The organism is Prosthecobacter sp. GW821-HT29F12, assembly GCF_058803405.1.
The window spans coordinates 7,490,675-7,503,290 of the sequence record NZ_CM179517.1; the positions used below are offsets into that span (position 1 = coordinate 7,490,675).

The window sequence follows — 12,616 nt, forward strand, 5'->3', positions numbered from 1 at the left end:
AAACCTCAGGGTTTGGGCAAAGTTGCTGCTGCGGCTTCCTGGAAGGCCTGGCGCATGGGGGAGGCGTCGCCGTTCTTTAATCCGGCGCGTTGGATAAGGAGGATGTAAATGGATTTGGTCACGGGATCGATCCAGCCCTGGGTGCCGTGAGCGCCGCCGTGGCCGAAGGTTCCGGGACTGAGCATGGCGGTGACGCCGGTGGGCTGGTGCACGATGTGGAAGCCTAGACCCATGCCCATGCCTTCGGTGAAGCTGGCCTTGAGATCGCCGGTTTGATTTGTGGTCATCTGCTGGAGCGATTTTTCGGAAATGTAGCGCTTGCCGCCGGCTTCGCCGCCGTTGAGCACCATGGTGTAGAATTTGAGGAGATCTGCGGCGGTGGAGAAGAGTCCGCCAGCGGCCAGAGGGGAGCGTTTTTTGTTGGAGTAGGGTGCGGTGAGATAGCGGATGGTGGTGGGCTCCAGGCCTTTGCCGTCTGCTGCGGGCTGGTAGCTGGTGGCCAGACGTGCGAGCTGCTTCGGGCTCGGCCAGAAGGTGGTGTCGTGCATGCCGAGGGGGTGGAAGAGACGGCTTTCCATGAACTTTGCGTAGTCCTGGCCGCTGACGACTTCGATGATGCGGCCGAGGGTGTTGATGCCGGGATTGCAGTAGGACCATTTGGAGCCGGGTTCGAATTGCAATGGAGAGAGTGCGTAGGTGATCACGGCTTCCTTCAAGGTGAGGACGTCGAGAGCGGTGCCGTCGAGCGGCGAATTGCTGACGAGGCCGCTGGTGTGTGTGAGGAGGTCTTTGATGGTGATAGGGCGTGCTGGTTTGACGAGCACGGTTTGGTCCTTGGTTTTTTCCTTGAGGAGCATCTGGCCTTTGAACTCGGGCAGGTGCTTCATGACGGGGTCCTCAATGCTGAGCTTGCCTTCGTCCTGCAGCATCATGACTGCCAGCGAAGTCATGGGTTTGGTCATGGAGGCGATCCAGAAGAGGCTGTCCTTGGTCATGGGTGACTTTGAAGCGATGTCGCGCAAGCCGACGGCCTCTTCGCTGACGATCTTGCCGTTGTGGGAAAAAAGCGTCACGGCGCCGGAGAGGGTGCCCTCTTTGACGAAGGACTCCATGCTTTCACGAATGGATTTTGCGGCTGGTTTCACCTCGGCGAAGAGAGGGAGTGACAGCGAAAGCAGCAGGCAGGCGGAGAGGCGGAATATTCTCATGGTTAGGTGCAGTGTACGTCGGAATCGGTGGGGTATGTCAATGCCTTGCCTGCTGCACGGGGTATGCTACGATCGCGGGCATGAGTTCAGCCAGCGTTGCCATTCCTGTGATCACTCCGCCCGGACAGGGGCGGGCTATGTCTGTTTTTGGAGATGAAGTCGAGTTTGTGATCACCGGGGAGCAGACGGGTGGTCGTTTTACCCAGTGGATTGAGACCACGCATCCCGGGGGCGGACCGCCGCCGCACTACCACACGCGGGAGGATGAGAACTTTTATGTGATCGAGGGCAGCGTGGAGTTTTTCCAAGACGGGCAGTGGACGGCGGTGCCGCCGGGAACAGCGGTGTTCATGCCTAAGGGCGTGGTGCATGCGTTTCGCAATGCGGGCAGCACGCTGCTGAAAATGCTGATCACCACGGTGCCGTCCGGCTTTGAGACTTTCTTTGACCGCTGTGCGGAGGAATTTGCCAAACCGGGTGCTCCGGATATGGAGCGTCTCGTTGCGATTGCCGGCGAGCATGGCATTCATTTTGTACACCCGTAATCTCTCCCTTTTTCGTTTTACCTGCATGTTTAAAACCGGCCAGCAAGTTGTCTGCATTGATGATCAATTCGATCCGTGGGTCTTTGATCTGTACAAGTCATTGCCCAAGAAGGATGAGATTTATACCGTGCGCGCGCTGCGTGCGGGGCGCTCGAATCCGCAGTTTGTGGTGAATGATGATGCGGAGATCAAGCTGGCGGGGGCGGAGTTTGACCTGCTGCTGCTGCTGAAGGAGCTTAATAATCCGGATGATCCGCATTCGAGCGTGAAGCAGGAATTGGGATTCCGATCGGAGAGGTTTGCACCTTTGCTGGAGCAGACGGAGGAAGAGGAGGAGGCGGAGCTGATTGGTGTGGGCCACGGCGAGAAGACGTGGGAGCCGGAGCCGGCGTGGTCGAAGTAGGGGGCTGGATGCTGGATGACGAGGCGTGAGTGGCGTGGGGTTGTTGAGAAGGAAGAATGGGTAGGGACGCTCGAAAGCGGCGCTGAAGCGCCGCACTCCGAGGACGCTGTCGCGCACTCGGACGATCAATCTTGGGTTCCTGCGTGGTGGATGAAAACTTGGCATCGTGGGCGCTGTTTGATACAACACACACTCCATGAGCGCTCCTTCCGACCTTCCGCCGTCCTCCGCCCCACTCACTGAACGTCAGATTGTCGAACTGCTCTCCACCGCCCGCCAGAGGCTGTTTGCGGAGGTGGGGAAGGTGATTGTGGGGCAGTTGCATGTGATTGATGAGATGCTGATCGCGCTGCTGAGCGGGGGGCATTGTTTGATCACGGGGGCGCCGGGGCTGGCGAAGACGCTGCTCATCAAGACGGTGGCGGATGTGTGCCATCTGAGCTTCCAGCGGATTCAGTTCACGCCGGATTTGATGCCTTCAGATATTACGGGAACGGAGATTTTGGAGGACAGCCCGGATGGGCGGAAGCTGGTGTTCAGTCGCGGGCCGGTGTTTGCGAACATGATTCTGGCTGATGAAATCAACCGCACGCCGCCGAAGACGCAGGCTTCGCTGCTTGAGGCGATGCAGGAGCATCAGGTGACGGTGAATGGGAAGACGATGCATCTGCCGGAACCGTTCTTTGTGCTGGCGACGCAGAATCCGATTGAGCAGGAGGGGACGTATCCGCTGCCGGAGGCGCAGCTTGACCGATTCATGCTGAACATCGTGATCGATTATCTGAGCGAGGATGATGAGGTGGCGGTGGTGACGAAGACGACGTCTGGAAAAGGCGAGCCGGTGCAGAGGCTGTTCAGCGGGGAGGAACTGCTGGCGTTTCAGAAGGTGGTGCGGAAGGTGCCGATTGCGGAAGACGTGGCGCGGTATGCGGTGCGGCTTTCGGCGGCTTCGAGGCCTGGAAGAGAGGGCGTGCCTGATTTTGTGAATCAGTGGGTGAGCTGGGGAGCGGGGACACGTGCGAGTCAGAATCTGGTGCTGGGGGCGAAGACGCGGGTTCTTTTACATAACCGGACGCATGTGACGGTGGAAGATATTCGGGCGATGGCGCTGCCGGTGTTTAGGCATCGTATTCTGGTGAATTACAAGGCGGAGGCGGAGGGGGTGACGGTGGAGAAGGTGATAGGGAAGCTGCTGGAGCACGTGAAGGTCTAGGCAAAGGAATGACGAATGATGATACCTTACGCACTCCCATGACTACTATGAAGAGCACTCAGTTCAGAACGGCGGTCATCCGGGGGCTGGGTGGTTTTGGAGTGATGTGTCATCGCGGAGCGAATGCGTGGCGGAGCTCTTTGCAGACGCTGCTGGTGGCTGCTGGGTTCGGTGGAGTGCTGGGTTTGCTTTCCGGTCGTATGTATCGATACCCAGGGTCGCCTCGCCTAGGCTCGGCTGACCTGACCTTCCTTCGTTTATGCAGACACGAAAAGAGGGGTAAACTCCCACAAAGCATGAACAGATCCGCAACACATCAAACGCCCCAGGTCAAAGCGAAGCGACGTCAGTATGAAGAGCAGTTCAAACGCGATGCTGTCGCGCTGCTGCAGCAGGGGCGCTCTGCCACCCAGCTCGCCCGCGAGCTGGGCGTCTCGCAATGGAACCTGCGCGACTGGAAGGAGATTTACGGTGCTGGCTGCGCCGTAGCGAGCCCCCAGGCGCGCAGCGCCGCAGGGACGAGCGCAGGCGCAGCCAGCACCGTGGAGCTCGCCGTGCAACTCGCCGACATGCGCCGTGAACTCGACGCCGTCATTCGTCAGCGTGACATTTTAAAAAAAGCCTTGGCCATCGTTGCCCAGGATCCGCCGAACGCTACGCACTGATCGACCAGCTGCGCCTGCACCGACCTGCCATGAACATTCGTGAAGCCTGCCACACCCTGGCCATCAGCCCCGCCGGTTACTATGCCCACCAGCACAAGAACCAGCGTCAGCGTCGCCGTCAGGACGCCACGCTCGGCGGCCAGATCAGCGCCGCCTTCGACGCGAGCCGCCGCACCTACGGCAGCCCGCGCATCATGCACGCCCTGCGCCATGCAGGGGCACGCCACGGCAAAAACCGCATCGCCCGGCTCATGCGCCAGCAGGGCCTTTATGTGCAGCAAAAACGCCGCTTCGTGCCTCGCACCACCGTGGCCGACAAAGCCTCTCCGGTGTCGCCCAATCATCTGCTCAAGCACCCCGCAGTCACCCGCCTCAATGAAGTCTGGCTCACTGACATCACCTATCTGCCCACTGGCGAAGGCTTCCTCTACCTGGCTGCCGAGCTCGACCTCTGCAGCCGCCGCATCATCGGCTGGAGCACCCACGACAGCCTCGCCACCGAACTGACCACCCAGGCCCTTGACCGTGCCCTTCAAGCACGGCCCGCCGCCGCGCTGCCAGATCTGCTCCACCACAGCGACCGCGGCTGCCAGTACACCAGCGCCGCCTTTCGCCAGCGTCTCGACCTCTGCCAGATCACCCAGAGCATGAGCCGCAAAGGCAACTGCTACGACAACGCCGCCATGGAATCGTTCTGGGCCACCCTCAAAGCCGAGTGCTTTGGTTCAATGATACCCGCCACCCGTGCCCAGGCCCATCTCATGGTTTTCGACTACATCGAAACCTTCTACAACACCACTCGCCTCCACAGTTCCCTCGGCTTCCAATCACCTGCCAACTTCGAAAAAATCATCCAACTCAACTAACCCTATTTTGAGTGTCTGCATTATCGAAGAAAGATCAACCCTGGGCTATATTCCGCAACCCCGTTGGGGTTGGTGTGTGGCGGAGCCGAGCGTGCTGCTGTGCAACTGGACGCATGTGAAGGGGTGAAAGAACATTCCAGATGAATCTGCGCCGAAAACTTCCATACATTCCCAACTTTGTTGCCATACTGAGTCTGGGATTCTCCATCATCTTATGGCTGGGAATTCGGGTCAGTTCAGTCAAAATTCATCCTTGGGTGGTTTGTCGGCAAGATTTAGTCACAGTTATCCTGAGTGCTGTGGCGTTAGGAGCTTCCTCAAAAGCAATATCAACCCTTGGATTGATCAGTTTTGGCGTATTTGTGATCGTGTTGATTCACGAATATTTGGTGCTCGTTGGCTAGCCTGATTGTTAAAATAATACTGCTGTGAATACTGCTCCAACATCCTCCCGCTCTTCACAGGCATCCTTCCTCGATCCTGCCGCGCTGATGCGGATCAAGTCGCTTGAGCTAAGGGCGAAGGTGGTGGTGGAGGGGCTTTGGAAGGGGATGCATCGGAGTCCGTATCATGGGTTCTCGGTGGAGTTCTCGGAGTACCGGGCTTACGTGCAGGGGGATGATCCGCGGTACATTGACTGGAAGGTGCTGGCACGGAGTGACCGGACTTATATCAAGAAGTTTGAGGATGAGACGAACCTGCGGTGTCAGCTGGTGATTGATCACAGCAAGTCGATGGGGTTTGGATCGCTGGGATATACGAAGGCGGATTATGCGGCGACGCTGGCTGCGACGCTGGCGTCGTTTTTGATGAAGCAGGGGGATGCAGCTGGGCTGACGACTTTTGCGGAGGGGATTGAGGAGCATCTGCCGCCACGCAATCGGCCGGGGCATCTGCGACGGATCATCACGGAGCTGGAGAGGCCGGCGAAGGCAGCGGGGACGTCGCTGGCACTGTCGGTGGGGCAGCTGGCGGATCTGCTGCGGAAGCGTGGGATGATTTGTTTGATCACGGATCTGCTGGCGCCGGTGGAGCATCTGGAGAAGCAACTGGCGCTGCTGAGTGCGATGGGGCATGACCTGGTGCTGTTTCACCTGATGGACCGGGCGGAGATTGATTTCACGTTTGAGAAGTCGGCGCACTTTCGGGACGCGGAGACTGGGGCGGAGCGGTTCATTGATCCGCAGCTGGTGCGGGAGAATTACCTGAAGCGGCTGCAGGCGCATCGTGATACGATTCAGTTGGCGGCGGACCGCCATAATGTTGAATACCATTTTTGTCCGACGGATCAGCCGTTGGAAGAGGTGCTGTTTAACTTTTTGAGTGCGCGGCAGAGGAAGAAGGCTTCCAAATCCTCAGCGGCACGCATCGCCAACTAGCTCGTCCTTTCCCAATGTCCTGGCTCTTTCCACTCTACCTCGCTGGTGCCGCTGCGATCATCGCGCCGATCTTGTTGCACCTGCGACGCAGGCCGCCGCAGGACCGGGTGGAGTTCAGCACGTTGATGTTTCTGGATGCGAGCACGCCGGTGCCGGTGAGCAAGAGGCGGCTGGAGAACTGGCTGCTGCTGTTGCTGCGGTGTCTCGCTCTGATCCTTCTCGCGCTGATGTTTGCGCGGCCGTTTTTGCAGAGTGAAAGTGCCACTGCCTCATCGGCGGATCAGGCGACGCTGATCCTGCTGGACCGAAGTGCTTCGATGCGGCGGGATGATTTGTGGAAGCGGGGTCTGGCTGAAGCGGAGAGGCTTTTTAAGGCGGCGAAGGTTACGGACCGGATCGCGCTGGCGGTGTTTGACCGCGAGCTCACGCAGGTGTGGAGTTTTGAAGAAGATCGCAACACGCCGGCGAATCGCAGTGCGGCACTGCAAAGCCGACTGGCTGCGCTGGCGCCGACGTGGAGCGGCACGCAGCTGGATCGTGCGCTGATCGCTGCGGTGCCGTCGTTTGATGCCAGCACGGCGAAGTTGAAGAAGCGCATTCATCTCATCACGGATTTGCAGGAGGGGACGCACCTTGATGCGTTGCGGACGATTGCCTGGCCTGCCGAGCTCACGCTCCATGTGCATCGGCTTGATCCGGTGACGAATGATAATTTTGCTGTGGCTCTGGCTGCGCGCGATGAGGAGGGGAATGCGGACGCGCTCATTCGTGTGCGTTTGAGCAACACGCGTGACTCGGCTTTGCGCGACTTCACGCTGGCGTGGGAAAAAGGCCCGCTGACGGACAGCATCACAGCACAGATCCCGCCGGGAGCTTCGCGCATCCTCAACGCACCGCCGAATTCCACGAATCGCGCGACGACGCTGACTCTCACGGGCGACAAATACGATTTCGACAACCGACTGTTCATCGCCCCGCCGCAGCCGCGTGCGGTGCGGATTCACTTTCTGGGCGATGAGGCCACGCGGGATGAGGCTGCTGCGCCGCTGTATTATCTGGCACGAGCGCTGCAACCCACGGCCACGCTGGCGCCGGTGCTCACGGCGGGGAAGGCGATGTCGGCGCAGAAGCCGGACGTGCTTGTCATCTCGGGCAGCACGCCGCCTGCCGGGACGCATGTCGCCTTGCGCGACTTTGTCAGTGCGGGCGGGTTTCTGGTGGAGGTCGCCTCTTCTTCTGCCGATGCAATCCTGCTTCAAACGCTCACTGGGATTCCTGGCATCACCGTCAAGGACGGGGATGGCAATGACGACTACCGGATGCTGGCGGATGTCAAAACGGAGCATCCGCTGCTCAAGCCCTTTGGTGATCCGAAGCTGCGCGACTTTACCAAGCTGCGGTTTTGGAAGCACCGGGAGATCGGGATTCAAGATGCGGGCAACAAGCTGGAAACTCTGGCCAGCTTTGACAACGGTCGGCCTGCGATTCTCAGCGCCCGCATTGGGAAGGGGACGCTCATTGTCCTGGCTTCAGGCTGGCAGCCGAGTGACAGCCAGCTGGCGCTCAGCACGAAGTTTGTGCCGCTGCTGTATGGCTGGCTGGCGGCGGCGGGTTTCAGCCATGATCCAGCGGCGACGCTGCTGGTGGGTGAAGACCTGCCGCTTGATTCCGCTTCCGCGTACACCATCACGGAGCCGGAAGGCAAGACGCACAGCCTCGAGGCGGGCGAGAGATTCACCACGACGGGGATCGGACTCTACAAGGTGCAAAGCGCCAGCCATATGCAGATTCTGGCCGTCAATCTCCCGCCGGATGAAGGGCGTGTGCTGCCGCTGGCTCCGCAGAAGCTGGCGGAATATGGGATCAAGCTTTCCAGCGGTGGTGATAGTAGTGCCGCCGGTGAAACCACGGACGAGCGGCTCACGGCGACTGACACGGAGCAGCGGCAGCAGTCGTGGTGGTATATTCTCCTTATCCTCCTGGCCGTTCTCCTGCTCGAAACGTGGGTTGCGGGGCGCGCCCGACAGACGACTCTTCAAACGGCGTAATTCTCTCCACTTATGATCGCACGCACCATCCTCGAAGCTCGCATTGTTGAAGTTCGTGAGGCGCTGCGTCTCGCGCGGCTCATGCGTCATCTCGCTGTTGTGTTCGCGCTGGGGGTTGTGGTGAGGGGCGGCTTGCTGCTGGCGACGCTGAATGGATTTCCTGTTTCGAAGAGGCTTGATCGCTGGTCGATGCTGGGGCTCATCGTGCTGGGGCTGATTGCCTGGATCCAAGGGCGGCGTAACATTTGGAGTGATCGTGACATCGCCCGTGTCATTGAGCAAAAGCATCCTTCGTTGAACGCATTGCTGCTGACGGCCATCGAGCACGAACCGGAGGCTGAGAAGCCTGCCGGTTTCCTGCATGAACGGCTCATTGATCGTGCGCTGGCGCATGCCGCCACGCAGAACTGGCCGGTCACGGTGGCCAACAAGCCTTACACTCGTGCGGCGGTGGGCGCGGTGATTGCCATCATCGCTTTTCTGGCCACGGATGTGGCGTTGCGGCTGCAATCACGCCGCAGCAGCAAGGCGGAGATTGTCAAAACTCAAACGGAGGAAGAGGCCAAGCCGACGGAATTTCAAGCGACGCTGACTCCGGGGGATGCGGAGCTGGAACGCGGTTCACGGCTCATCATCGAAGCGCGTTTCAATGGGCCGGTGCCTGCGGATGCGACGCTGGTGGTGAGCGAGGCGGATGGGAAGGAACGGGAGCGTCTGCCGATGCGCCTGACGGTGGATGAGCAGGTGTTTGGCGGCATGATCAACAAGGTGGAGCGTGATGCGAAATACCACGTGGAGTTTGCGGATCAGAAATCGCAGGTGCATACGCTGACCGTGTTTGATTTTCCTGCGCTGGTCGGCAGCGATGTCATTGTCACGCCGCCGGAGTACACGAAGCTGGCTGCCAAGGAGACGAAGAACACGCGAAAGGTGACGGCGCTGGAGGGCTCGAAAATTGTATGGAAGATCAAGGTGAACAAGCCGCTGATCGCCGCGGGTGAGTCGGGCGCACCTGCGCGGAAAGAGGTGTCTCCGTTTGCACCGCATCTGACGGCGGCGGAGCTTTTTGGAGAGGACAAGAGTGTGATTGCACTGACGCCCTCGGTGGAGGATGCCATGGTGCTTGAGGGGTCGCTGATGGCGGAGAAGACGCAGAAGTATCGGCTGCATCTGGTGGATGAAGCGGAGCGCGGGAACAAAAATCCGCCGTGGTTTACGGTGACGGTGCAGGCGAATCAGCTGGCGAAGATCGAGATGGTGTTTCCGAAGAGAGATCTGCAGGTGTCGAGCATTCAGGAACTGCCGGTGGAGGCGCAGGTCTCGGATGATCTTGGGGTCACGAAATCTGGGGCGGTCTTCAGCATCAACGGCAACAGCAAGGAGATCATTTTCAAGCATCCGGTGACTGCGCCGCTGAAGAAGCAGGAGGTGAAGACGGAGCTGGCGCTGGAGAAGGAGCACGCCGAGCCGCGACAGCTGGTGAGTTATTATCTATGGGCGGAGGACACGGGGCCGAAGGGGGAGGTGCGGCGGAGCATGAGCGAGATGTTCTTTGCCGACGTGCGACATTACGAAGACATTTTCCGTGAGATGGAGGCAGCGCCGGCCCCCCCCGGCAAGGCGCAGAGTGACAAGCTGGTGGATCTGGTGAAGCAGATCGTCAACGCGACGTGGAAGATCATTCGTGATACCAACGCGGGGCGGGTGATTGAGGCTGCGACGCCGGACATTGATGTGGTGCATCAGTCGGTGGGAATTGCGATGGAGAAGGTCAAAGAGGCGATGGAAGAAGTGGAGGATGCGGAAGTGAAGCAGTCGCTGACGGAGGCGTGGAAGAGTCTCAAGGATGCGCAGGGGCCGCTGCAGCAGGCGTCGGCGGAGAAGAAGCGTTCGCCGCTGAATCAAGCGCTGACTTTTGAACAAACGGCGCTGGAATGGCTGCACCGTGCGCAGAGCCGTGAGCACCAGGTGATGCGGCAGGACAAGCCCTCGCAGGGCCAGCAGCAGGCGAACAAGAACCAGATCATGGATCTGGAGCTGAAGCAGAAGGAGCAGCGCTACGAAGAAGAGAAGGCCGCCACGGAGGAGCAGACGGCGGAGCAGCAGGAGAACCTGCAGGTGCTGAACCGGCTGAAGGAACTGGCGCGGCGGCAGGAGGCGCTGGCGGAAAAGATCAAAGAGCTGCAGAACCAGATTGCCAATGCGAAGACGGAGGAGGAGAAGCAGGAGCTGGACAACCAGCTCAAGCGTTTGCAGGCGGAGCAGGAGCAGCTGCTGAGTGATCTGGATGATCTCAAGGAGCGCATGGAGAAGCCGGAGAACGCGCAGAACATGGCGGAGGCGAAGGAGCAGCTGGAGCAGACGCGTGAGAAGGTGAGTGAGGCGGCGGAGCAGCTGAAGGATGAGAAGCTGGCGGATGCTGCGAACTCCGCCACGCGTGCGCAGCGTGAGCTGGAAAAGATGCAGGAGGATTTCCGGCAGAAGACTTCGAAGAAATTTGCCGAGGAGGTGAAGCAGATCCGCCAGCAGGCGCGTGATGCGGCGGAGAACGAGAAGAAGATCAGCGAGGCGCTGGAGAATCAGAAGGAGGCCGGGACTGACATCGAGCAGAACATGCAGAATGCGGCGCAGAGCCGGCAGGTGGCGGAGCAGCAGGAGAAGGTGGAAAAGCTGCTCAACAGCATGCGACAGCTCAGCGAGCAGGCGGAGGAGAGCGAACCGCTGCTGCACCGCAATCTTTACGACGCTGTGCGCAAGGCGCAGACGAGCGGGCTGGAAGAGAATTTGAAGGAGACACGGGATCAGCTGCGGTATGGATCGCAAGCGGAAGCCAAGGATGCGGAGCGCAAAGCGGCCAATGCGGTGGAGGAGCTGAGGAAGGGCGTGGAGAAGGCGGCTGAGAGCGTGCTGGGCAGTGAGAGCGAGGCTTTGCGCGTGGCGAAGAATGAACTCGATAAGCTAATCAAGGAGGCGCAGGAGCAGGAGGCTGCGGGCGAAGGGCAAAAAGGTAAGGAAGGACAAAAAACTGCGGATGCCGGGGAGCCGAATGCTGCCGAGAAGGGGGCCAAAGCGGGAGAGGGGAAGCCGGGGAAAGACGGGCAGCCCAAGGATGGCCAAACTGCTGAGAAAGGTGAGAAGCCGGGGGCTGGCGAGCAGCCTGGAAAAGATGGGCAAGGCAAGGAGCCGGGCAAGGATGGCCAAGGTCAGGGGAAGGAACCGAAGATGGCCGGGGAAGGTCAGCAGCCGGGCAAAGAAGGTGAAGGCAAGAATGGCCAAGGCGAGCCGCAGGATCCGAAGATGGCTGGCGCAGGTCAGAAGCCTGGCGAAGGGGAGCCGAAGCCTGGACAAGGCAAGGATGGCAAAGCAGGCCAAGGCGAGGCCCAAGGTGAGCAGACTGCTGAGAACGGGCAGAAGCCGGGACAAGGAATGCAACCCGGCGAGAAGGGGCAAGGCGGACAGCAGCCCAATCCTGATGGCCAAGGAGAAGGCCAGGGGCAGCAGGCTTCAGCGCAGCAGCCCAAGGGGAATCAACCCGGGCAGCAACCGGGCAAGGAAGGTCAGCAGCCTGGGAAAGATGGGCAAGGCAAGGGGATGGGCCAAGGCCAGGGCGAACCGCAGACGGCGGAGAATGGGCAGCAACCGGGTGAAGGGCAGCAACCTGGTCAGGGACAACAACCTGGCAAAGGGAAGAATCAAGGCCGTGGTCAAGGCAGGGGGCAGGCACAGACGCAGACGGCGGATTCCAACATGGGGCTTGGCATCACGGGAGATCGTGATTCGGACAATGACCGCCGGCGTCCGCAGATCACTGGGGGGGCTGTGCCTGAGGCGCTGTTCTTTGACGACAGCAAGGAGCAGCCTGACAGCGGGGTCTTTACTGGAAGTGGCTACGAGCAATGGAGCGACCGGCTGCGCAATGTGGAGGAGCTTCTCAACAACCCGGAACTGCGCAACGAGGCGGCGAAGGTGCAGGATCGCGCGCGTGCGCTGCGCATTGAACTCAAACGGAGCAATGAGGCACCGCAGGTCGCCAACCTGAATACGCGCATCACGCAGCCTCTGATGGAGCTGCGGGATCGAGTGGTGGAGGAGCTTTCGAAAAAGGATGCGGGGAAGAATCTGGCGCCGGTGGATCGTGATCCGGTGCCGGCTGAGTTCCGAGATCTGGTGAAGCGTTACTATCAGGAACTGGGTGCTGGAAAGTAAGGATATCCTAGGTTCTTTTATGCAATGCTGACTCGACGCTAAACCGTTGTTTAGCATACTGCATGGATGCCCCTGGTGGTTTT

Annotated in this window: 9 protein-coding genes; 8 read left to right on the forward strand and 1 reads right to left on the reverse strand. The window is 59.8% G+C overall.

Translation table 11 applies throughout. The features are described 5' to 3' along the window. Window positions 1-5: 5 nt before the first annotated feature. Entirely contained in the window at window positions 6-1,208 is a 1,203-nt protein-coding gene (locus AC3RLQ_RS30790; protein ID WP_493032852.1) for a serine hydrolase domain-containing protein, read from the reverse strand. Window positions 1,209-1,288: 80 nt separating this feature from the next. On the opposite strand from AC3RLQ_RS30790, the gene AC3RLQ_RS30795 reads away from it, so the two are divergent. From AC3RLQ_RS30795 to AC3RLQ_RS30830, 8 genes are all read left to right on the forward strand, one after another. Next, the gene (locus tag AC3RLQ_RS30795; protein WP_493032854.1) at window positions 1,289-1,753 is read left to right on the forward strand and encodes a cupin domain-containing protein; all 465 of its coding nucleotides are present in this window, start codon (window positions 1,289-1,291) and stop codon (window positions 1,751-1,753) included. Between the two features lie 25 nt (window positions 1,754-1,778). Next, complete coding sequence (locus AC3RLQ_RS30800) at window positions 1,779-2,156, forward strand: hypothetical protein (RefSeq protein WP_397383688.1); 378 nt, start codon at window positions 1,779-1,781, stop codon at window positions 2,154-2,156. Between the two features lie 196 nt (window positions 2,157-2,352). Further along, window positions 2,353-3,369, forward strand: coding sequence for an AAA family ATPase (locus tag AC3RLQ_RS30805; RefSeq protein ID WP_493032856.1), 1,017 nt, complete (start codon window positions 2,353-2,355; stop codon window positions 3,367-3,369). Window positions 3,370-3,665: 296 nt separating this feature from the next. Further along, window positions 3,666-4,034: a transposase gene (locus AC3RLQ_RS30810; protein ID WP_493030056.1), complete on the forward strand. Its 369-nt coding sequence runs from the start codon at window positions 3,666-3,668 to the stop codon at window positions 4,032-4,034. An 8-nt stretch (window positions 4,035-4,042) separates the two neighbouring features. Continuing rightward, entirely contained in the window at window positions 4,043-4,900 is an 858-nt protein-coding gene (locus AC3RLQ_RS30815; protein WP_493038741.1) for an IS3 family transposase, read from the forward strand. Window positions 4,901-5,328: 428 nt separating this feature from the next. After that, entirely contained in the window at window positions 5,329-6,279 is a 951-nt protein-coding gene (locus AC3RLQ_RS30820; RefSeq protein ID WP_493032858.1) for a DUF58 domain-containing protein, read from the forward strand. A 14-nt stretch (window positions 6,280-6,293) separates the two neighbouring features. Continuing rightward, window positions 6,294-8,327: a vWA domain-containing protein gene (locus AC3RLQ_RS30825; RefSeq protein WP_493032860.1), complete on the forward strand. Its 2,034-nt coding sequence runs from the start codon at window positions 6,294-6,296 to the stop codon at window positions 8,325-8,327. Between the two features lie 12 nt (window positions 8,328-8,339). Further along, window positions 8,340-12,533, forward strand: a complete 4,194-nt coding sequence (locus tag AC3RLQ_RS30830) for a coiled-coil domain-containing protein (RefSeq protein WP_493032862.1) — start codon at window positions 8,340-8,342, stop codon at window positions 12,531-12,533. Window positions 12,534-12,616: the final 83 nt, after the last annotated feature.